12 protein-coding genes are annotated in these 22,894 nt (G+C 61.8%); 8 read left to right on the plus strand and 4 right to left on the minus strand.

Annotation, left to right across the window (positions count from 1 at the left end):
- Positions 1–89: 89 nt before the first annotated feature.
- The 6 genes from SCLO_RS13970 (at position 90) to SCLO_RS13995 (ending at position 15,173) form a co-directional block, all read left to right on the plus strand.
- A complete protein-coding gene (locus SCLO_RS13970) occupies positions 90–2,744 on the plus strand; it encodes a PD-(D/E)XK nuclease family protein (protein ID WP_066519886.1) in 2,655 nt (884 codons plus the stop codon).
- The gene (locus SCLO_RS13975; protein WP_231923238.1) at positions 2,741–6,130 is read left to right on the plus strand and encodes a UvrD-helicase domain-containing protein; all 3,390 of its coding nucleotides are present in this window, start codon (positions 2,741–2,743) and stop codon (positions 6,128–6,130) included. Before SCLO_RS13970 ends, SCLO_RS13975 begins: the two co-directional genes overlap by 4 nt.
- A 125-nt stretch (positions 6,131–6,255) precedes the next feature.
- Positions 6,256–8,931 carry an ATP-binding domain-containing protein gene (locus SCLO_RS23925; protein WP_231923239.1) on the plus strand — a complete coding sequence of 892 codons (2,676 nt, stop codon included), beginning with the start codon at positions 6,256–6,258 and terminating at the stop codon, positions 8,929–8,931.
- Between the two features lie 93 nt (positions 8,932–9,024).
- A complete protein-coding gene (locus tag SCLO_RS13985) occupies positions 9,025–10,209 on the plus strand; it encodes a DUF6361 family protein (RefSeq protein ID WP_066519877.1) in 1,185 nt (394 codons plus the stop codon).
- Positions 10,199–12,055: a phospholipase D family protein gene (locus tag SCLO_RS13990; RefSeq protein WP_066519875.1), complete on the plus strand. Its 1,857-nt coding sequence runs from the start codon at positions 10,199–10,201 to the stop codon at positions 12,053–12,055. Before SCLO_RS13985 ends, SCLO_RS13990 begins: the two co-directional genes overlap by 11 nt.
- Complete coding sequence (locus SCLO_RS13995; RefSeq protein ID WP_066519874.1) at positions 12,045–15,173, plus strand: P-loop NTPase family protein; 3,129 nt, start codon at positions 12,045–12,047, stop codon at positions 15,171–15,173. The genes SCLO_RS13990 and SCLO_RS13995 overlap by 11 nt, the downstream gene beginning before the upstream one ends.
- A gap of 1 nt (position 15,174) precedes the next feature.
- Here SCLO_RS13995 and SCLO_RS14000 read toward each other — a convergent pair whose 3' ends face one another.
- From SCLO_RS14000 to SCLO_RS14015, 4 genes are all read right to left on the minus strand, one after another.
- Positions 15,175–17,028, minus strand: a complete 1,854-nt coding sequence (locus SCLO_RS14000; protein WP_066519871.1) for a HipA domain-containing protein — start codon at positions 17,026–17,028, stop codon at positions 15,175–15,177.
- A gap of 310 nt (positions 17,029–17,338) precedes the next feature.
- A complete protein-coding gene (locus tag SCLO_RS14005; RefSeq protein WP_231923240.1) occupies positions 17,339–18,220 on the minus strand; it encodes a plasmid partitioning protein RepB C-terminal domain-containing protein in 882 nt (293 codons plus the stop codon).
- 19 nt (positions 18,221–18,239) lie between these two features.
- Positions 18,240–18,716 carry a plasmid partitioning protein RepB C-terminal domain-containing protein gene (locus SCLO_RS14010; RefSeq protein WP_231923241.1) on the minus strand — a complete coding sequence of 159 codons (477 nt, stop codon included), beginning with the start codon at positions 18,714–18,716 and terminating at the stop codon, positions 18,240–18,242.
- The gene (locus tag SCLO_RS14015; RefSeq protein ID WP_306304823.1) at positions 18,713–19,585 is read right to left on the minus strand and encodes a recombinase family protein; all 873 of its coding nucleotides are present in this window, start codon (positions 19,583–19,585) and stop codon (positions 18,713–18,715) included. The genes SCLO_RS14010 and SCLO_RS14015 overlap by 4 nt, the downstream gene beginning before the upstream one ends.
- A 157-nt stretch (positions 19,586–19,742) precedes the next feature.
- Between SCLO_RS14015 and SCLO_RS14020 the strand changes: the two genes are divergently transcribed.
- Positions 19,743–20,075: a hypothetical protein gene (locus tag SCLO_RS14020; RefSeq protein ID WP_231923242.1), complete on the plus strand. Its 333-nt coding sequence runs from the start codon at positions 19,743–19,745 to the stop codon at positions 20,073–20,075.
- Positions 20,076–20,225: 150 nt separating this feature from the next.
- Positions 20,226–22,880, plus strand: a complete 2,655-nt coding sequence (locus SCLO_RS14025; protein ID WP_066519864.1) for a UvrD-helicase domain-containing protein — start codon at positions 20,226–20,228, stop codon at positions 22,878–22,880.
- The last annotated feature ends 14 nt before the right edge of the window (positions 22,881–22,894 follow it).

The raw sequence follows: 22,894 nt of genomic DNA on the forward strand, positions 1-22,894 counted from the left end.
TTGAAATGTCAGACCATCTGCGCGCGGGCGGCATCCGCCGCCACTGGTGTGACGCCCGGCAGTAAACGATTCCTGAAAGGAGAGCGGCAATGACCATTGCGCATCGATCCACCCTGATCGTTCACGGCCGCCTTGCGATGCGGGAGAGCCGGTTGGCCGCCGGTCGTGACGCTCGCCACGGTCTCCAGATCATGTCCTTCGAGCAGGCCGCTGTCCGCCTCGCTGGTGGCTTCGTCCGTCCGATCGATGATGAAAGCCTGCGCTCGGCCATTCAGGCAGCCATTCCGGCGACACCGATGGGTGAGTTGGAGAGCATCAAGACGCTTCCTGGCATGATCGACGCTGCTGCGGACACGCTGCACAAAGCCTGGCGCGCGGGGATCGATCTTGCTGGGCGCTCGGCCGATCATCCGCGCCTCGCTGCCATCGCTCGCCTAGAAGCGGCGGTCCTGGATCAACTGCCCACCGCCATGATGCGGCCAGTTGACATTGTCGCCGCCGCGATGGCCCGCATCGGCCATGCACCGGCAGTCCTCGGCCCGGTGGAAATCACTGGCCTTACCGAACTATCGCCTTGCTGGCGGCCCTTGCTCCAAGCCCTCACCGACCACATCCCAGTGCAGTGGACGGCTGGCCCGAGGGGCATTCCTGCATGGCTGGAGGGCATGGGCGTCACTATCGCGCGGGCGCCGGCAGGAGCCCCGGAGATCAGTGCCGTCAGCGCCGCGACCTCCTATCACGAAGCTGTTGAGGCGATGCGCTGGGCGCGAGGCCTGCTGGCATCGGGCGTCTCGCCCTCGGAGATCGCCATCGCGACGGCCTCGCCTGCGGACTATGACGATCATTTCCTGGCATTGCGCGCTGACGCCAATATCGACCTCCATTTCGTCCACGGTGTCCGAACCGTCGCCACCCGGGAAGGCCAGGCAGCCGCAGCGCTCGCCGACATTGTCGTTCGTGGGCTGTCACAATCACGGCTGCGGCGCCTTGCTGCTCTATGCCGGGAAAGCGCACCTTTCGAAGCGCTACCTGATGGCTGGCTGCGTGTTTTGCCCGCAGATGCGCCGCTTTCTACGGAAGGCGCCTGGAGCCGCGTGCTCACTCGGTTGACGCCTGAGCACTGGCCTGACGGCAAGGATCACGCCCCGGCGCTCCGCGCCGCTGTCGATGTTCTGGCGAAAGGGCCGGACGCCGCCAGCGAAATCGGTGAGGCCTTTCTCTCTGGCCGGGGGCTCGCAATCTGGCGTAAGGCACTGGTGGCTGGCCCCGCCGCCTCGATCGACGCAACTCTAGAGACCCTGAAACAGGACGATGGACTGGAGGCCTGCGTCTCTATCGTCTGGATGCCTGCCAGCGCGCTAGCGTCGTCGCCGCGCCGCTTCGTGCGTCTTCTCGGGCTGAATTCTTCGCGCTGGCCGCGTGGGATCGCCGAGGATCGGCTCATTCCCGACCATATCATCTCAACTCCGGTTCTCGATCCCTTGCCGGTCAATCTCGCCGACCGCCGTGACTTCGAGACAATCCTCGCCACGACAGCCGATACCGTCGTTCTCTCGCGCGCCAGACGCGACAGTGATGGCCGTCTCCTGGGACGCAGCCCATTGCTCGCTGGACGCGGCGACGAAATCTACCTCCGCCGCAATGCGATTCCAACGCATGCCTTCAGCGAGACCGATCGCCTCATGGGCCGGCCAAAGGAGTTCGCTGCCGACCCGCAAGCGATCGGCGCACAGGGCTGCTGGCACGACTGGAGGCAGGCGGATATCACTCCTCATGACGGTCTGGTGCGTGCGGACCATCCACTTGTTCTCGCCATCCTCAACCGCACCCAGTCAGCCAGCTCACTGCGGCGCCTGCTGCGCAATCCACTCAGCTTCGTCTGGGTCTATGCGTTCGGCTGGCGTGAACCACAGAGCAGCGCCGAACCACTCGTCCTCGACGCGCTCGGAATTGGCGATCTCGTCCACATGGTTCTCGACCGCGCCTTGCGTGACCTCGAAGCCGCAGGTGGGCTTGCAGCCGCTGACGCGCAATCCATCGAAGTCGCGGTGACACAGGCCGTTCAGGCTGTCGCTGCGGATTGGGAAAGCGAACGGCCGGTTCCGCCGACGGTCATTTGGGGGCGAACCCTCGACGATGCCCGCGTCCTGGCAGGCCGGGCTCTGTCCTACGGCGATGCCCTATTGCCGGGCACGCGCTCCTACGGAGAGGTGCCTTTTGGCGGATCGGAAGCCAAAACCGCAACCGAGGCTCCGTGGGATACGAGCACGCCAGTCACGATCCCCGACACTGGCTTCAACATCGCCGGCTATATCGACCGGATCGACATATCCGGCGACGGCAAGCGTGCGATGGTGCGCGACTATAAAACAGGTCGTCCACCGCGCGGGGACATCCAGCTGAATGGCGGACGCGAGCTTCAGCGTTGCCTCTATGCCTTCGCAGTGAAAGCGCTTCTCGGCGATGACGTCGCCATCAGCGCCTCGCTGCTGTATCCGCGCGAGCCGATTGATCTCCATCTCGATGATCCAGAGGCGGTGCTCGCGCAGATCACGGGCTATCTCCGCGCGGCACGGGCAAGTTTTGCTGGCGGCGCGGCTCTGCCTGGTCCGGATACCGGCGGCGATTATGACGATCTCGCCTTTGCCCTGCCGGCGAATGCCAGCGCTACCTATTGCAAACGCAAAATGCCCGCTGTGACGGAACGGCTGGGCGAAGTCGCTCAGGTCTGGGAGGCGGAATGATGAGCAACATGTCCAAAGTGCTGAAAGATGACGGTGCACGCCGCGATGCGATCAGCCTTCACGATCGTTCGATCCTGGTCGAGGCTGGTGCGGGTTCAGGCAAGACCGCGGTGATGGCAGGGCGCATCGCCGCCATGTTGGCCGAAGGCGTCGCGCCGCGCTCCATCGCCGCCGTCACCTTCACCGAACTCGCGGCGAGTGAGCTACTTTCGCGCGTCCGCGAATTTGTCGCCGATCTGTCGGCCGGCACGATCGCAACCGAACTGCGCGTGGCTCTGCCCGATGGGCTGTCCCAGGCCCATCGCGACAATCTCACCGCCGCTAGCGCCGCGATCGACGAAATCACCTGCTCGACGATCCACGGTTTCTGCCAGCGGCTGATCAAGCCCTATCCGGCGGAAGCCGACATCGATCCCGGCGCCGGCGTGATGGATCGCAACCAGGCCGATCTCACCTTCCTGGAGATCGTCGATGGCTGGCTGCGCGAACGCCTGTCAGGCGGCCAGGGCGGCGTCCTGGCTGAAATGGTGCTACACAGCCCCGGCGAAACCGTGGCGCTCATCCACAAGATCGCCGAAAATCTGCGCCGCCGCCCCACGCTTACCGCGCCGCTCGTTTCCCCGCTCGAGGGACACCTGACAGCGTTCCGGCAGGCCGTGGCGGATTTTGCAGGTTTCCTGGATGGCATCGCGGCGGTCGAACCGGAAACGGTGACAATCGCCGAGCAGCTCGCCGAGATGGCGACCGCTGTGGCGGATGGTCCCGATCCCGCCACGTCTGCGGGTCTCATCTGGCTTCTGACCTCGCGGCCCCATCCGGATCTTTGTAAAAAAGACGGCACTTTCTACTCCTACCGCAAGAAGGGCAAATGGGCGGCCGCCGCAAAGCAGGCCGGCCTTGCCAAGGCTGACGGGGACCGGCTGAATGACGCAGCCGACGCCCACTATGCGGCCTGCTGTGAAAGCTGGATATCGCTTGTGCAGTCCGCCGCCGGCCACGCCCTGGCGGCGTTGATGGACGAAGCACGGCCGATCCTGCAACGCTATCGCGAGCACAAGCGTGCCAGCGCGCAGCTTGATTTCGATGATCTGATTTTCGCCGCACGCGATCTGCTGCGCGATCATGATGCTGTGCGCCGTTCGCTGGGGCAGCGTTTCGCTCATGTCCTCGTCGACGAATTTCAGGACACCGACCCGCTACAAACCGAAATCTTCTGGCGGCTCTGCGGCGAGCCGGTCGATGGCGAGGACGATTGGACCCAGTTCCGAATCCGACCGGGTGCGCTGTTTCTGGTCGGTGATCCCAAGCAGGCCATCTACCGCTTCCGGGGCGCCGATGTCGGCGCCTATGTGCAAGCGCGCGACGCCTTTCGCGACCAGAATCCAGACAGCCTCTTGTCTATCTCCACCAACTTCCGCTCCTGCGGCTCGATCCTCACCTTCGTCAACGAGCGCTTCGAAGCCGTTCTCTCGGCTGATGGGCAGCCTGGCTTCACCGCTCTCGACTCCTTCCACGAGGACCGGGGCGGCCTGTGCGTGGCAGCCCTCGACATCGCCGTGGCTGACGAAAACGGCAAAGCCAGTGCAGAAAAGCAGCGCGACGCCGAAGCCGACGCGATCGCGCAGCTATGCGCCCAGCTCATCGAAAGCCACCCTATTATCGACCGTCGCAGCGGTGCGGAACGGCCCTGCCTGCCAGGCGACATCGCCTTGCTGGCACCGACCGGCGCAGAGCTATGGCGCTACGAGGAAGCTTTGGAGCGTCGCGGCATCCCCGTGGCAACCCAAGCTGGCAAGGGGCTATTCCGTCGCCAGGAAATCCAGGACCTGATCGCACTGAGCCGCGTCCTCGCCGATCGGCGCGACACGCTCGCGCTCGGCGCGCTGCTGCGCGGCCCCCTGGTCGGCCTCACAGAGGAAGAGCTTCTGGACATCATCTGGGGACTTCCGCGCACGGAGGAACAGCCAGATCGGATTCCGCGCCTGGATCTCAACGTCGACCCCTCCGCCATCGCGCACCCGCTGGCGCGGGAAATCATCGAGCGGCTGCAATCGCTCTCCCGGCGTGTCAACAGCACGACCCCGCACGAGCTGCTATCTCAGGCCGTGGATGTCATGCGCGTCCGACCGCTTCTCCTCGAGCGTCATCGCGGCCAAGCCGAGCGCGCACTCGCCAATGTCGATCTCTATCTCAGCCTGTCGACAGGCTATGCCGTGCGCGGTCTGCGCGCCTTCGCGGAAGCCATGACAGCAGCATGGTCCGACGAGGCGCGCGCCGTTGAGGGACGGCCTGACGCGCAAGAGGAAGCGGTTGCGCTGTTTACCATGCATGCGGCCAAGGGGCTGGAATGGCCGATCGTCATTCCAATCAATACCATGACCGGCGTCATGGCACCCGAAAGCGCTGTCATCGACCGTCAGGCCGAGACCTTTTATTGTCCCGTTCTCGGCGTTGCGCCTGAGGGCTACGAAACGGTACGCCAAGCCGAAAAGGAAGAACTGGACCGCGAACGCATCCGCCTGTGGTATGTCGCCGCAACGCGCGCTCGCGAGCTTCTCGTTCTCCCGCGGCTCGACATCACGCCGTCGAAATCAGCGTGGATCGGTCTTGTCGATCTGTCGCTCGCCGATCTTCCAGCCCTCGACGCTTCGCACTTGCCGGCGGGTTTTACGACGACTGCTGCTGGCGTGGCCAACCCCCAGACGCGCGCAAGTTTCGCCGCGGAAGCCGAAACCATTGCCGCCGGTCAAACCCGGCTGACTTGGCTTGCTCCCAGCCGCGACGAAAGCGCCGCCGGACGCGTTCTGCGAGAAGAAGAACCCTCGCTCTGGACAGGATCGGCTGATGACCTGCCCCAGGAGCTGGAGACCACCGCTCAGGTGCAAGGCGGCCGCGAACGCGGCTTGATCCTCCATAAGCTCATGGAAGAGGTGCTGACCGGCGAAACGGATGAGGCCGAAGCCACTCTGACCGACCGTGCCGCTGATCTTATTCGCGCCTTCGGCAAAGTCCCTGTTGCAGATCCGGCCACCGGGCTTTGCGCTGGAGAGCTGGCCGGCTGCGTCGCGCGAACCCTTGCATTGCCGGAGATCGCCGCTCTCCGGCCGGAGCTGCTCGCCGAATTTCCTGTCTATGCGCTATATGGCGAAGGCTCAGAACTGGTGGCAACGGCGGGCATTGCTGATGCACTGACCATTGGCAGCGACGGTCGGCCGGTTGCAGTGGTCGACTGGAAGAGCGACGTGAACCCCAACGCTCAGACGCTCGACCACTATCGGGCTCAGGTCAGCGCCTATCTCGACATGACCGACGCCGATCGCGGACTGATCGTGCTGATGACCTCGGGGCGGATCATTGAGGTTCAGGCAAGTGCAGCGATTTCGTAACATGAAAAGGAGGCAGTGAGGATCGAACTGGCTGCGGCGAGTAAGAAAATCAAAATCTTGAGGTAGTTATTCTGGACTTCGGGCAACTGGCTTACCAAGGTGAACGTCCATCGGGGGGAATGGCTTTGAGTTTGAGTGTCAACGAACACACCAGCGATATTGCAAGAGAAGCTTTGGCTATCTTCGATAATGTTGCGACAGGTGCAAAAGCGGAACTGGCGCGCTTCAAAGGCCCGTCGGCCGAAAGCCTCGCCCCCTTGAATACGCTCACCACCGAGAAGGCCGTAGCGAAGCTCAATGAAATCGGCCGCGAGATACTCAACGGTCACCAGATCCTGTCGCGCGAGCCGGCTATTGCCAGGGTGATCGCGGCTGACGAATCTGACAACATAACGACATTCTACATTTCCCGTTTCGCGCCCTCCGGTTTGCGCGATTCCAAGGTGCGTTTTGCCAGTTACAACGCTCCAGTCGGTCGCCTCGCGTCACTGCGCCCCGGCGGGTATATCGAGGTGCCGGGCGGCTCCCTGGAAGTGCTGGAACGGACGGTGTTTCACGCGGAGGCCCTGCCTGTCGGCTGGGACTCTCTGGACACGATATTCGAGGCAGATGGCCAGAAGACCGTCACTGTCACCTCATTGCTACGGCTGCTTTCCGAGCGCGATGCCCCCGCAGATGCGCTCGACGAGATTGAGCGGATGCTCAAAGACGCCGAGGTCGACGACAACGTCACCATTGGGCGGAAGCGCGGGATCATCGACAAGATGCAGCTTCGCGATCAGGCGGTGCTCGATGAATATCAAGATGCGATCTTCCGATTGTCGCTGGACTCGCAGCTTCTGATCCTTGGTCCTCCCGGAACAGGAAAAACGACTACGCTCATCCGCCGATTGGGGCAAAAACTCGACCCACACGGCCTCAGTGACGATGAGCAGAGCCTGATCGACGTTTCGCCTTCGCCTCTGCCGCATGGCCAAAGCTGGATCATGTTCACGCCGACTGATCTGCTGGGACAATATCTCAAAGAGGCATTCAGCCGAAACAACGTGCCTGCGCCGGACCTGCGGATCAAAACGTGGATCGGACATCGAAAGGAACTCGCGCGCAATCACCTCTCGATTTTGCGCACGGCAAATGGCGGCGGCCCCTTCATTTTGAAGGATAACGCTGCCACCATCACCCCGGATGCCGTGCAATCACCGATCGAGTGGTTCGAGCAATTCCAAACCAAGCAGAACAGCGACTTTTGGTCTGGCCTGGAAGGTGCTGCGGCAATTTTATCTTCGGCTACGGACGCAGAAATCGCAAAGCTTGGTGACCGTCTTCGCGCCGCTGTTCAGAGCGCCCAGACTACCTCCGCTGCAAGCGGCATCTATGCGCTTGTCTCACTCAGCGAAGACGTTCGCCGCGTTCTTGGCCGTGTTCGAGCAGACGTCGACGGCGTGCTGAAAACTGCGCTTGCTCGGGCTCAGGCCGGTGCGCGCACGCAGGGCGAGAATTTTTTCGAGCAGCTTATCGCCTTTCTCGACACCCTGGATGATCAGACAGATCAGGCCGACGACGATCTCGATGACGAGGAAGAGGAAGAGGAGGATCGTCCGACGAACAAGCCGGCTGCGGCGCAACGGGCCTATTATGCGGCCCTGCGGTTGCAGGCGCGTTCAAAGGCACGTCGCCGGTCAGCGAGTTCCCGCAGCGCGCTGGTTCTCGACTGGATTGGTGATCGAGGCTTAACTGATACCGAGGCCAGCGGATTGGCTGAACGATTGGGCTGGCAATTGTCCCTCAATCGCTTCAGCGCCCCCGTCCGCCAATATCTGGGCAAGGTTCCGGCTCGATACAGGCAATTCAGGAGGAGTGAGCGAGGCGGGCGTTGGTATCCCGACGGAAATCCGGGCCGTGACCTTCATCCTCTGGAGGCAGACCTTATCATTCTGGCCATGCTTCGCGCTGGAAACGCGCTGATGGCAGATAATCGGGTGCGGCGGAATATAGATCAATCCGCCTATGAGTCCCTTCGCGCGCTGTACGACATCCAGCGCAATCAGATTCTCGTGGACGAGGCGCCCGATTTCTCGCCGGTTCAGCTCGCCTGCATGCGAGCACTGGCGATCGAACCTATCGGGTCATTTTTCGCATGCGGCGATTTCAATCAGCGCATCACAGATTGGGGGAGCCGAAGCGAAGAAAGTCTCCAGTGGGTTGAACCATCGCTCCAGATTCAAAGAATTTCGATCGCCTATCGGCAAAGCCGTCAGCTTAACGATCTGGCTAAAGCATTGGCTGACCCGGCAAGCGGGAACCAGTCTGATGCTGATTTGCCGGAGGACGTGAACAACGATGCCGTGTCACCAGTGATGGCTTCCGGTCTTTCCGAGCCCGAGGACGTGGCTCTCTGGCTCAGTCAGCGCCTCTCCGAAATCGAGCGGTCAGTGTCCCCGCGACCGCTCCCTTCCATCGCGATTTTGGTGCCTGAAGAAGCGGCAGTTCGCCCAATAACAGATGCCTTGAACGCGGTCATTGAAGATCAAAACCTCCATGCGGTCGCTTGCGTTGATGGAAAAATAATCGGCCGGGATGATGAGATCCGCGTATTTGACGTTCGCCATATCAAGGGCCTCGAGTTTGAGGCTGTTTTCTTTGTCGGGGTGGACAGATTGGCGGCATCGGAGCCGTCACTGTTTGAGCGCTATCTCTATGTCGGCGCGACGCGTGCGGCGACATATCTAGGAATGTGTGCCGACGACGAAATCCCCCCGTCATTAGCCCGCCTGAGCGATCACTTTGGCGAGCGCTGGTAGCCAACTTCCTATCCCGATCCGTATCGCGGCGAGCTGAGAACCTCGGATCGCCGCGTCGACCTCACAGTATCGATAAAAAGGCATCAAAGCAGGATGTCGTCACTAGCTTGGATAGATTTCGACGAAGCTGAGCGGCAGCGCGCCCAGCGGATCATGGAGCTTTTCCAGGAACGCGAAACTCGCGACGAACTGGGACTGGGTGCCATTCGCGATTCCATTGCCGACCATCTCTTTCCCGGGACCAGCACAATCCAGACCCGGCTGCGCTATATGCTGTTCATTCCCTGGCTGTTTCAGATGATCGAAGGATCATCGGTCGGTTCGGATCAGCTCGCCCGCGAAGCAAGATCGCTGGAGATCCGGCTCGTCAACGCGCTCAAGGCTGGCGGGGAATCGAATGGGGTCATCGGCCGCGATGCCGGCGCGAACCTCCAGCGCCTGCCCAGTTCGGTCTATTGGGCCGGCTTGGGGAGCTGGGGCATACGCTTATTTCCCGGTTCGACTGACAATCTCTTTACCTCGATGCGCCACCTTCAGCGCAGCCGCCCGCGCGTGCGCGAAAGCGAGGATGCGGCATCCGAACGCCAGGCCTTGCAGATCTGGACGCCGACGCTGCCGCAGTGTCCCAACGATCTGCTCGATGCGGCGCATTTCAAGCTCTCCTCGGACGAAGCGCAGTTTGTCGTCGATCGACTGGTCGCCACTCACCCGGACAGCTTGCTGACCTTTTTGGCCCGTAGCGGTGACGGCGAGGCAGAGTGCGACAACATCTGGGAACATCCCCAGCTTGCCAATTTCCCTGCCGTTCCCCGCCGCCTGGTCGAGCACGCGGCGCTTTTTTCCAGCGTGATGCACGGAGCGTCGCTTCTTTACAATTTGCTGCTTAGCAGGCTGCGGGATCGATCCGAATGGATCGAACGCTATGAGACAAGGCTGGCCGACTGGCGTGCGGGCCTCGACATGGCGGCCATCCGCGCCTGGTCGCTCGACGCATTTTGGCAGGCCATTGAGCATCCGGCACATGGCATTCGACCTGCGGCCAAACGGTTCGTTACCGACTGGTTGGGATTACTGACCTCCGAAGGTATCGGGGACAGCCTGACGGCGCCGGCTAGCCGCCTCGTGCAGGAGCGCGAACGGCGGCTCAAAACCAATCAGTCGCGCTTCGTGAACCGAGCCGTGCGGGACAGGTGGACTGGCGCATCAGGTGCCGAGCCGCTCAGCTTCCGCTGGTCGCAAGCCCACTCACATCTGCGGGATCTGGCCCATGTTGAATAGGCCCACCCTCGATCCCGAAACCCGCGTGCTCTACGGCGACAGCCTTCAACCGCCGCCGGGCTATGTTTTCGATGCCGCCGTCGCGACCACTTTCTCGCTCGACTTTGAGACTGCGCTCGCAGCGCCGGTCAGCCTGGCTCTGTTCGCGGCTGAAAATCGCGATGATATTCTGACCCATCCACTCGCCCTGCTAGAAGGTGCGGAACGGATTGCCGGCAGGCTCGTCGTTTATGCCGATGCCGGGCACCTTCACGCCCAGGGACGACCTCACTCTCGCCTTTGCTCTTTGTTGGAGCGTATCATTGTCGAAGTCGCAGCGCCTCGCGGTGGCGCATTTCATCCCAAACTCTGGGCGCTGCGCTATCGTCCGATCCGAGCGGGCGATCCGACCCTGCTGCGCCTGCTTATTCTTTCCCGGAACCTGACGCGCGACCGTTCGTGGGACATCTCGCTCCGCCTCGATGGCAAACTTACACGACGGGTCGATGCCGAGAACCGGCCGCTGTTCGACCTCGTCAACAGCTTGCCGGACCTTGCGGTTACCGAGGTCTCGCAAGATGCGCGGGAACTGACAAATTCGGTGGCACAGGATCTGCGACGCGCCGAGTGGACGCTTCCCGAGCGGTTCGATGAGGTTCGTTTTGCGGTAAACGGTTTCAGCAACAAGGTCTGGCAGCCGGAGCCATGCGCACGGCTCGGCATCATTTCGCCATTCTGCGACGGCCAGGCCCTTGAACTGCTCCGTAACTTATCACGGGCCGAGCCGAGACTGCTAAGCCGGCCCGACGAGCTGGCATGTATCGATGCGGATGTCCTGGAGCGCTTTGAACAGGTGGCCGTGCTCGATGAAATGGCCGCCAGTGAGGATGGTGAGGAGGACGCCTCGCCCAATGCGATTCAGGGCCTTCACGCCAAGGCATTCATCGCAGAGGTGAGTTGGGACACCGTGCTTACCGTGGGATCGGGCAACGCGACCCGTCCGGCACTTATTTCAGGCAACAATGTCGAACTCTTCGCTTCGCTCAAGGGTAAGCGTTCCAAGGTTGGCAGCGTCGATGACATCATGGGCGAGAAAGGCTTTGGCCGGCTTACCCGGACCTATGAACGCAGCGAATTGGCCCCTGTCGATGCGGCCACCAAATCGGCCGAGTTGCGGCTTGACGAAGCCCGCCGCGCTTTGTGCCGTGGCGGATTACGTCTGCGGTGCGAGCGGATCGAAGACCAGGACAGCGAGGCGTTGTGGCGGGTCTGGCTGATCCCCGTTGAGCCTATCGTGCTCGCAGGCGTGGCCGCGCTCAGCATATGGCCGATTACCCGCGGCGATGGGCATGCCCGCGATGGCTTAGCCGCCCTGCGCGAGGGTGTTGCGGTCGATTTGGGAGCCATGCCCTTGGTCGATCTTACCCGGTTTCTCGCCTTTCGCCTGGAGGCCGAGGACGGCCTTGCATCCGCATTGTTTAGTACGGGGCTCGTTATGGATGGGCTCCCGTCCGAACGGCACGCAGCCATCCTTCGCTGGGTCATTGATAGCCGGGGTGCGTTTTTCCGCTATCTGCGCCTCCTCCTCTCGGAGCTGGGCGATCCCTTCGGTGCGGCTCTGGCGGCACAGGAAGGCGGCGGAGGTGGCGGATGGGAAGCGGCCGCCGACGATGCGCCGCTATTAGAAGACATGGTCCGCGCGCTCTGCCGGGGCGGCGAGCGTCTTCATGCCATCGAGCGCCTGATGACCCGGCTGGAGGCCGGCGGGGAAGACCCCGTGGGCAATCCAATTCCGCCGGAATTCCGCACACTCTGGGAAGCATTTCGTATCGCACTACAGGATCGGGGAGACGGCCGTGCCAGATAGCAGATTTGAAGCTGCTGCCGCGCTGGCGCCGCTCAAGGCCTTCCAGCGTCGGACTGTCGATTATGTGTTTGACCGGCTTTACGGAGAGCAGGATCCTGTCAGGCAGTTTCTCGTCGCCGATGAGGTAGGCCTGGGCAAGACGATGGTTGCACGCGGCGTCATTGCGCGAACGATCGAAAAACTCTGGGACACGACCGACCGCATCGACATTCTTTACATCTGCTCAAACCAGGCCATTGCCGCACAGAATCTCAACCGCCTCAACGTCCTTGGCCGTAAGGAATTGGCGCTCCCCACACGCATGACCCTCATCCCGTTGCAAGTCCGCGGCGACCAGGGCCTCGATGCCAATAAGGTGAATTTCATCAGCCTGACGCCGGGCACGACATTCGATCTGAAATCAACCACCGGTGTAACCCAGGAACGCGCACTTTTGCTGCGGATGTTGGAGGACCGCGTTTCCAGGCCGCGTGGTCTGCACAATCTGCTTCAGGTGAGCGCCGGCGTCACGGGATGGAACGGCGCCGTGAGCGACCTGTCGCTCAAGGGTGTTGACCCGCGGATTGTCGAACGCTTCCGCCGTGATGTCGAAGCAGACACTGATCTATTCGAGGAACTGGAGGCGGTATGCGACCTCTTTCCCCGGCGCCGGGAGACCTATCCTCACGAGCTTAACCAGCGGCGAAACGCGCTGGTCGGACGTCTGCGCGGAAAGCTTTCCCATGCGTGTATCGACGCCCTGAAGCCGGATCTGATCATCATGGACGAGTTTCAGCGGTTTCGCGATCTCCTCCATGGCAAGACGCCTGCGGCCGAACTGGCTCAGGAGCTGTTCGACTATTCCGATGGTTCAGGCCTTGGCGCACGTACCTTGCTGCTGTCGGCTACCCCTTATCGGATGCTCACTCTTTCCGGCGATGAACCCGATGACGGCGAGCATTATCGTGATTTTCTCGAAACGCTCTCCTTCCTTTACGGCAAGGCCAATGGACCTGAAATCGCCCAGACGCTGGAACGCGAGATGCGGGCGTTTCGCGGCTTCCTCCACGCGCTGCCCGGATCCCGTCCAGAAGCCATCACGGCCCGCCAGACGATCGAGGGCCGCCTGCGGCGGGTGATTGCACGCACTGAACGGGTGGCGAGTACGATCGAGCGAGATTCCATGGTCAGCGAACCGCCGATGACCATCTCCATACAACCTGCCGATCTTCGCCAGGCAACCGTCGTTTCCGACGTCGCCCGCGCGCTCGAAGCGCCGGAAATTACCGAGTATTGGAAATCGGCGCCCTATCTCCTCAATTTCATGCGCGATTATGCGCTCAAACGCCTTCTGAGGGATAAGCTAGACAAACCTGCGCCCGAACTGCGCGAAGCCCTGGAGCAGGCCCGGCCAGCGATGCTCGATCACGAGGCGCTCGCCAATTATGCGCCATTGGAACCTGCCAATGGCCGCATGCGCGGGCTGATGGACGAGATGTTCGCGGACGATCTCGAACAGCATCTTTGGATCCCGCCTTCGCTGCCCTATTATGGACCAGAGCGGAAGGGGGCGCCGCTTACCAAGGCGCTGATCTTTTCGTCATGGTCGATGGTGCCCGATGCGATCGCAGCGATCCTATCATATGAAGCGGAACGCCGCATGGGTGTCGGTGCCACGGGGCACCGCTATTTCGACCGAGTGCGCCCACGCCCCATTCAGTTCCGACAAGCACAGGAGCGCCTGGTCGCGATGCGCGCGCTGCATCTTGTTTATCCCTCGCCAACACTCGCGCAGCTTGCCGACCCCCGAGAAATCTTCGGTCAGACCACCCAACGGCTGACCTATGAGGCGATGCGTCAGGCTGTCGCCGAACGTCTGCGTGCAAGCGTGGCGGCACTCGAGGCTCGGACGGGAGACGCATCGGACGGCCGCGATTGGGAATGGGCCGCACCCGCCGTGATTGACGCGGTCGCGGGTGCGCGCTCGGTCTCCTGGGTGACAACGTCCTATGGCTTTGCCGCGCTTGGCAATGAAGAAGGCTTCAAGGAGCATGTTGCCGAACTTCGCACCGCTGCCGGTGACAGGCTGTTTGGTGCAGTGCCCGACACGCTCATCGATCTTCTCACCGACATCGCGCTCGGAAGCCCTGCCGTGTGTGCCTTGCGAGCCTTGCAACGGGTCGCGCCCGACATGGCACTGGACGACCATCGGCTGCTCAACGCCGCGAGCCAGATCGCTTGGGGATTTCGCACGCTATTCAACCAGCACGATGCCGTCGCACTGCTGCGCAAGGGCGATGACGATCGCTACTGGCATCGCGTGCTGACTTTCAGCGCCGAGCACAATCTCCAGGCCGTCCTCGACGAATATGTCCATTATCTCGTTGACGCCGAAGGGCTTGGCGCACGCCCGTCCGCAGATCGGATTGCCGGGATCAGCCGGGCGATCTCAGACGCGCTTTCGATCCGGCCTTCGCAGATCGATGTGGAAGACCCGCGCGTCGAAGGCAAGAAGCTCGTTATCGGTAAGTTCCAGATGCGCGGACGCTTCGCCATGCGGTTGTCCGACTATAAGGACGAGGAAGGCGGCGCGGCACGGTTGGGCAGCGTTCGCGATGCCTTCAACTCGCCGTTTCGTCCCTTCGCTTTGGCGACCACATCGGTCGGCCAGGAGGGGCTCGATTTTCACCCCTACTGCTATCGGCTTTACCATTGGAACCTGCCCGGCAATCCGGTTGATCTCGAACAGCGCGAGGGACGGGTTCATCGCTTCAAGGGCCATGCAATCCGGCTCAATCTGGCGTTTAATCAAACCGATGTCGTGCGCGGTGCAGGCGCGGACAAGGGTGACCCTTGGCAGGCCATGTTCAACGCCGCGCGCGCTGAAGCTGCGGTCGATTCCGACCTCATCCCCTATTGGATCTATGAGGGACCGGTTAAGGTTGAACGGCGCGTTCCAACGCTGCCATTCAGCCGCGAGGTGCGCCGATTGGAATGGCTCAAACGGAGCCTGACCCTCTATCGTCTAGCCTTCGGTCAGCCACGGCAGGAAGATTTGCTGGAATATCTGCACTCCCTTCTGGGCTCGGACATGAGCGCAGAAGACCTGGCCGAGCTTCAAATCCAGCTTCAGCCGTAAGCTAACCCGCATCGTCGGCGAGCGCAGTGCAGCGCTCGCCGACGATGGCCAATATCTGGCCCTGGACGGTAGCAGCGGCCTCGGCCTCCGCTGCAAAAGCCGGTAGCCTGACGGTTTCGACGGCTTGGGCGAGGCTGCCCGTCAATTCGGCAATCGCCGCCTCCGCATCGCTCTGGGGCAGGCCGATGGTGCGCGCCAGCGTCATGAAATCTCGGCGCGTCAGCCGATCATCCTTGCCGTTGAGCTTGAGCGCCATGCGATCGCCGCCGAGACCCGGGAATACCCGCGTCGTGACCGCATCATAAAGCGGGGCGAAACGAACCGAGGTGAAGGCCTTGGCGTCCGGTTCAGCGATTTTGAGCAGCGCGAGGTTTTTGAGGTGCATGTCGCCATCGGCGATCAGCCAGGCGAAAACCGCGCGGCGAAAGAGAATATCGAGATCGGCCGCAGGGTCGGTCGACAGCGGCCGCAGTCCGCGCGCCATCCGCTCTATCGTCCCATCATATTTGGCCGAGGCGGGAAGATCCAGGATCGAACAGAAATCCTCAAGCGCGATCCGCCTTTGATCGTCCGGTCCCTGGCGGATGTCGAACCGCTCCACGACGAGGGCTGGGGCCATGCCATCGGGCATCGCCGTCAGGGCGACGTCAGGCGCCGCGAAGCCGGCCGCTCGGCCAAGTTGAAGGCAGAGCCATTCCACGATCGGCAGCATCTCGAAGCCAGCGGTGCCTGCCGGCTTGAGGATATGGGTAAATGGCAGATCGATGGCCGGGAGGAGCGCGCCATCGGACGCCAGATGCATCGGCGCCTTGATCTGGACACCCGACAGGCGCGGCGTTTCCGCGCGAGCGAATATGCGCGCGAGGTTCTGCTCGAAACTCTCCTCGATCGCGCCGCGTGCCGGGCCATCATAGCGACCGGTGAAGCGCCCTGCGTCGATAAAGCCGTTCAGCCTCGTCGTGAGAATGTCCGCCGGTAGCGCCGCCAGCTCGTCGCGGGCCTCGACCACTGTGATGTTCGACATATAACGCCGCCCACGCTTCAACGCCTCGCGCTCATCGCGCTCGTGAAGCACCTGGGCGAGCCAGCCTTCCGGTAACAGGGATTCGACAAATGCCGGGAGCTTCCCGGGTGTTGTCTCCCGGACGAGCGCCGGTCCTGAACGCCGAGCCGGCTTCCAGCGCCATTCAAAGCCGTCATGAATCAGGCGGCCGAGCGGCTCGCCGTGCCAGGCGATCATCAGATCCAGCGCCGCTTTGTTGACGGGCGCTTTGGATGTGCCCGGCTGCGCCAGGAGGAAGCGTTCAGCGCCTTCGCCTTCGCGATACCAGCCATTTTCGCGCGCCAGCGCCCAGACTGCATCGGCGGCATCCTTGGGCGAGCCGTGCTCCTCGACGAGGCGCGCGGCCATCTGGACGCGCATTTCGGCAGTAATGGCGCTGGCATGCTCGCTGCGCAGACGAAAGGCTTCCAGAAAACGCTGCCGGGGTGAGGATGCGTCGATGCGCAACTCGCCCAGTTCGTCGCCGATCACCGCTGAGGCGGTCGAAGGATGCGGCGGCGCTTCGTTCTGAACGATCTCCAGGCTGCGCAGCCTCGTGCGCTGGTTGCGCCTGCCGCTGATAAAGAGCCGGCCGTCGGGTGTCGGCGCAAGCAGCACGGCGCTCGCCGACGACAGGTAGGCATGGGGATAAAGATAGTGGGCGATGCGGATCGCATGGTTCATTATGGCGGCGTCTGCATCGACATCGTGATCGACATATATGCCCCGCACGAGCTGCACGAGCTCGCCGGCTTGCGCGCGCTGGTGCGCGCGCTTGGCATCGATCGTCTCGCCAACCAGATGGATCGTCATGGAATTATCTCGCATTTCAGATGCGCGATAATCCCACTGATGGACGTGATGGGCAAGAATTATCTCTCATCTCACATGCGCGATAATTCCAAAGGTCATTTTGGAGCGCGCCGATGGGCAGCTGCCATCTGCGCGCTCCTTGGACCATCATGCCGTAATCACGGCAAGCAGCCAGCCCTATGACGGCTGACCTAGCGGGCTCCGAGCGGGTTCGCCGCCATCCCCGCCGCCGTCCTTGATCCGCCCCATACGACGGCTTCTCCGACGGTCCCGGCGCTTTTGGGTCCCGGTCCCCATATGCTTCTTACCGTCAGGCCGACGTCGACTGGTCGAGCGATGTGGCCTGAACAATGGCGCGGAAATTCTCCAGAAACTCTGGATGACGGCGCTCCAGAAAGCCCTCGATCTCGGGCTTGGAAAGGAGCCGTTCGATAAAGCCCGAGGCAACCACTAGCACCAGCATGTCATCGCCATAGGACGCCTCGAGCTCCTTATAATCCTCGCTCACCGAGGCCATCTCGCGTTCAAGCCTGGCCATCTGCTCGGCGGAAAGGCCCGTCGCTTTCTTCAGCTCGTCGGGCTTGTGCAAGTCGGCAGGCTTTGATGTCGCGAGCAGGGCCTTGGCATAGCTCACCGTGTAATTGTTCGCCGACACCATGAGCTCGGCGACCTCAAGCTGCCGGATAGGCTTCATCTTGCGCAGCTTCTGGAAGGCATGATGCCCAACCGGCTTGTCCTTGAGCAGCTCGGCGACATCCGCGCTGATCCCGGCCAGCAGGTGACGCCGCTGCCGGATGACCTTCACATCGACATTAAGCGCCCGCGCCAGCTTCTCCTCGGGCACGCCGCGATCAAGCGCGCGCACGATCATGTAATGCTCCTGGATCGTCGCGAGACGGTTCACGCGCTTGTTGTAGGTGAACGCCTCATCGTCGTCGGCCACGACGCAGGCCGCCTCGGTCGCGCCCAGAAATCGCAGGGCATCGAGCCGCATATGGCCATCGAGCAGCAAATAGCCCCCGCCTCCTTTCTGCCGGGCGATCGAAAGGGGTTCGATCAACCCGACCTCGGCGACAGACGCGGCGATCCGGCGATATTTAACCGTCTCGCGCACCCCCGCCGGCAAACCCTTGGTCGGGAGGAGATCGGCGATCGGCTGGATGATGATCTTGCGCTCGAAGGCGATTTTCACAGGATCCACCATGGCTCACCTATGCCGGTTCGATGCGCTCGGCGAGCGCGCGCGGGAGCGTGCTGAGGCCTTCGGCTCGCAGCAACGTCACAAAATGCTCGTTGGCCAGGAGGCGCCGCATCGCATTGGCAACGAACAGCAAACGGCTGCGCGCCAGCGAGGCGCGCTTGATGAGGAGCTTTTGCCGCTCAGTCTCCCGCTGATAGGCACGGATGAGGCCTTCGGAGGTCACCGGCCGCTGTACCCGCCCTGGACGTGAACCGCGCTTGTGGAGCTGTTTGCCGCTGGTGTTGCGCTGATCGATGATCTTGCGAATAGCCAGAACCTGATTGCCCGGAATGGCCTTCTCCTCATAGGCCTGCGCCAGCGCTTGCTGGACCTCGCCATCCTTGGCCCTGGCGATTTCCATTGCGATCGTGTGCGGGATGACCCCGCGATCGACCGCCGCGATCAGCTTTTCCTCGCCCCGATCGAGCAGCAGGCAAATGGCGCTCACATATTCGACAGAGAAATCGACCTTGGCGGCGACTTCCGCATAGGAATATAGACATTGTTGCCGATATACTTCTCGTTGGTCAGTACCTGATGAACCGTGCCGCGTGTCCAGGGACGGCCGAGATCGGTAAGAATGCCTTCCTCGTTCAGTGCTGCGGCGATCTCGGTTTCCGTCCGCCGTTGCACCACGAACATCCGGTAGAGCCGCCGAACCACCTCGACCTCTTCGGGAGGGCCGGGTTTCAAAATGACGCGGTCGGTTTGCAGGCTCTTCTGCTCACCGCGACTGAGCACGGCCTTGGGCTGCCGGTGCTCATCGACGAGATAACGCCGCAATCCGAAACCCGCAGCGCCGCCTTGCCGAAACCCCAACCGGATAAGACGGCATTGCCCGGTAAAGACCTTGACCGACAGTTCGCGGCTATATTCACCGGCCATCGCGCGCTTCATGCTCTTGATGATCGTCGCGCTCAGGCTGCCGTCATTCTCGAACTGTTCCGCGCAATATTGAACGGTGATGCCAGCCTCGCGGCAGATAAACTCATAATAGGCGCTCTCGTCGGCATCCTGAAATCGACCCCACCGGCTCACGTCATAGACGAGGATGGCCTTGAAGTCGGTCTGGCCGCTCCGCACATCGGCAATCAGCTGCTGGAGCGATCGCCGTCCGTCGAGACGCAGGCCGCTCTTGCCCGAATCCTCATAGGTCTTGACGATCTCGAACCCCCGCCGGGCGGCATATTGAGCGATGACCTCGGCTTGGTTCTCGGTCGAATATTTCTGATGTTCTGTCGACATACGGACATATTGCGCGGCGCGGACAGGTTCGCGCGGTACGGCTTCTGCGGCAATTATCTCCGTAGAGTTCATGACACCGACTGCTTTCGTTGACCGCAAGCGGACAGGCTCGACTTCCCACCAACTGTATTGGGAGTGAGCCAGAATGTCGTTTTCCAAGAAAGACCGAAAACTTCAGTCCAGAAGTGGAATAATATTTCCTACCTCCTCCTTCACGGAACCGCTGGCGATGGCCATCGCCGGAGCCCTCAAGGAAGAGTTCGGCAACACGCCCTCAGCCCTCAAGACGATCGCGCAACTGACCCGCTCCAACGAGCGTGCCGTGCGCAACTGGTTCGAGGGGAAAAACAGTCCAAGCGCCGAGAATCTGGTCATTCTTATGCGCCATTCCGATCTCATCCTGCGCACGGTGCTTGCGCTTGCGGATCGCCAGGATCTCGTCGTGGCAGTCGGTCTTGCCGGCCTCCGCCGTCAGCTCATGGACGCGGTCGCGGCGATCGACGGGTTGCCGACAAACACCTCGGACCATGGATCGGATGACGCCGAAGACGCCGGGACATAACGACTTTGGAACTGTGCTATGACTATATGGTCTGGTGCAGAGACGAAACGACATTGATTTCAAACGACTCGCGGCGCCGGAAAACGGTGCCGTGGCGAGCGGCGACACGCTCACCCTGCGCGCACGCCTCGTCCCCGGCCGGAGGCGCACATGATCGAATGGATCATCGGCGCCGCCCTCCTTGCCGGCGGTCTCTTCGGCAACAACAAGACGAAGCCACAAAGCCCGCGCCCGGCGCCCGGCCCGCGTGAGGACTTTCCTGCCAAGGTCGCGCAATGGCGCACCAACTGGGAGCCCGCCGTCGATCGCTCACGCTGGATCCCCAAAAGCATGGCATCGCGCATCATTGCTCGCTTTCCGCCGCCCAAGCGCTCTGACATCTCCTTATCCTGGATGGGTGGGGATCGCGTCGAGCAGGAATTGCTCACCGAATTTGCCGCGCACAATGTCGCCTATCTGGCGAAGCAAAAGGAACGGCTGAAACCCTTCTTCGACACGGTCGAGAAGAACCCGCTCACCGATGATCAGATGGACGGCTGCATCTGCATGGACGATGCGGTACAAATCGTGGCCGCGGCGGGGTCGGGCAAGACATCGACCATGGTGGCGAGGGTCGGCTATGCGCTTCACGAAGACCTGGTACAGCCCGAGCAGATTCTCGTACTCGCCTTCAACCGGGCCGTTGCTGAAGAACTCCAGGCCAGAATCAAGGCCAGGCTGGCAGGATTCGATGGCGTCGATGCTGTGACCGTCAAGACGTTCAATGCCTTTGGTCTAAGCGTGATCGGCAAGGCAACGGGGCGCAAGCCTTCGCTCGCTGAATGGGCCGAGCCGGGCCGGGATGGAGCCATGATCGTCGAGATCATCGATGACCTGCGGTCCGGCGATGATAAATTCCGTCACGACTGGGATCTGTTTCGCACGGTTTTTGGCCGAAACATTGGTTCATGGAACGAGCCTGTGCAGGCCAACGCCTATCGCGACGGCAGGCGAGGCATTCTCACGGCCAATGGCGAAATCGTCAAAAGCGAAGAGGAGCGGATGATCGCCGACTGGCTCTTCTATCATGGAGTCCTCTACCAGTACGAACGTCCCTATGAGCATGATACCGCCACCGAACATCATCGACAGTATCGTCCCGACTTTTTCTACCCGGAGATCAGCCTCTATCACGAGCATTTCGCGCTCGACGATAAGGGGCAGGCGCCGCCACATTTCGGTGGCGACTATGTCAGCGGGGTCCACTGGAAACGCGAACTTCATGCCGAGAAGGGCACGCGGCTCTTCGAGACCACCTCTCACGGGATCAGGGGAGCGGCCGGCTTTGCAGGCCTTGCAGATGAGCTGAAACGGAGCGGGATCACCCTCCAATATGATCCTGACCGGCCGGCCAAAGGCCAGCGCCCTATCACCACCGAGCAGCTCGCTGCGACAATCCGAATTTTCCAGCAGCACGTCAAAAGCAACGGTCTTTCCCACGAGCAGCTCCGGGATGCAGCTGCCAAGGATGCGCAGGATCATGCCGACCGCTCAGCCCGGTTCCTGACACTTTTCGAACGGATAGCGAACGAGTGGGAACGGCGGCTGCGTGAGGCTGACTGTATCGATTTCGATGACATGCTGCTGATGGCGATCGAGCATATCGAGAGTGGCAGGTTCGCCAGCCCCTATTTGATGGTGCTGGCGGATGAATTTCAGGACACCTCACGGGCCAAGGTGCGCATGTTGAAGGCTCTGTTGAAGAACGCCGGCGAAGAGGCGCATCTGTGTGTCGTCGGCGATGATTGGCAGGGTATCAATCGATTTGCCGGAGCCGATATCGCGGTCATGACCGAGTTCGATAAGGTATTTGATCATTCGACCCGGCTCATGCTGAACACGACGTTCCGCTGTCCTGCGCAATTATGCGAGGCCTCAAGCACTTTTGTTCAAGCCAATCCCCGGCAGATCAAAAAGGCGGTCGAGACGACGAACCTCTATGCGAAAAAGGCGCTGCATGCCTTCGCCGCGGAAACGCCTGCTTTGGCGCAGGAACGGCTCGAGCAGGATCTGCAAAGCATGTACGACTTTGCGCGGGACGGCCGGCTGAGCCCGGACGTCGACGGCCGCATCAGCGTGATGATGCTCGGCCGGTACAACAATGACGAACCCCGTGGCTGGCGGCGCTGGCAACGGCGCTTTGGCGAGTTTCTGAGTATCGAGTACCGCACGGTCCATTCCTCCAAGGGCCTCGAAGCGGACTATGTGATGCTCCTCAACGTCGTCGAGGGGATGATGGGCTTTCCAAGCCAGATTACCGACGATCCGGTCCTACAGATCGCGATGCCCGAACCCGATCCCTATCCGTTGGCCGAGGAGCGCCGCCTCTTTTACGTCGCACTGACCCGGGCGCGCCGCCAGGTACGCATCTACACCCAGACAGACTCGCCTTCGCGCTTCCTGAGCGAATTGGCGAAGTCTGGCGCGATAGAGGTGGAAACTGAGGGAGGGGTTCTGACCCCGTGCCCGAAGTGCGGCGAGGGTACGATGAGGCGGTACGATGGCCAATATGGCCCGTTCGAAGCGTGCAGCACCCACCCCCGGTGCGATTTCAAACGCAATGTTTCAGGGGAGGGTTCTGCCGCGCCCCCGCCATCCAACCGGGTGAGGATCACCCATCCGATATCAGCCGGAGATGCCTGTCCCACCTGCGGCGACGGATTGATGGTTGTCCGCTCCGGCGGCGCGTATCAGCCGTTCCTGGCTTGCTCAGCTTACCCTTCCTGCAAGACGACCGCAGCGCTAGTCCCACTACCGACCGAGTGAATGACGTCCGATCA

This window comes from Sphingobium cloacae (genome assembly GCF_002355855.1).
Lineage (GTDB): Bacteria > Pseudomonadota > Alphaproteobacteria > Sphingomonadales > Sphingomonadaceae > Sphingobium > Sphingobium cloacae.

Coding starts and splice junctions, on each gene's coding strand:
- SCLO_RS13970 (WP_066519886.1), top strand. CDS start 90: ATGACCATTGCGCATCGATCCACCCTGATCGTTCACGGCCGCCTTGCG.
- SCLO_RS14025 (WP_066519864.1), top strand. CDS start 20,226: ATGATCGAATGGATCATCGGCGCCGCCCTCCTTGCCGGCGGTCTCTTC.
- SCLO_RS13985 (WP_066519877.1), top strand. CDS start 9,025: ATGTCGTCACTAGCTTGGATAGATTTCGACGAAGCTGAGCGGCAGCGC.
- SCLO_RS13975 (WP_231923238.1), top strand. CDS start 2,741: ATGATGAGCAACATGTCCAAAGTGCTGAAAGATGACGGTGCACGCCGC.
- SCLO_RS14020 (WP_231923242.1), top strand. CDS start 19,743: ATGGCCATCGCCGGAGCCCTCAAGGAAGAGTTCGGCAACACGCCCTCA.
- SCLO_RS13990 (WP_066519875.1), top strand. CDS start 10,199: ATGTTGAATAGGCCCACCCTCGATCCCGAAACCCGCGTGCTCTACGGC.
- SCLO_RS14000 (WP_066519871.1), bottom strand. CDS start 17,028: ATGACGATCCATCTGGTTGGCGAGACGATCGATGCCAAGCGCGCGCAC.
- SCLO_RS14015 (WP_306304823.1), bottom strand. CDS start 19,585: ATGAACTCTACGGAGATAATTGCCGCAGAAGCCGTACCGCGCGAACCT.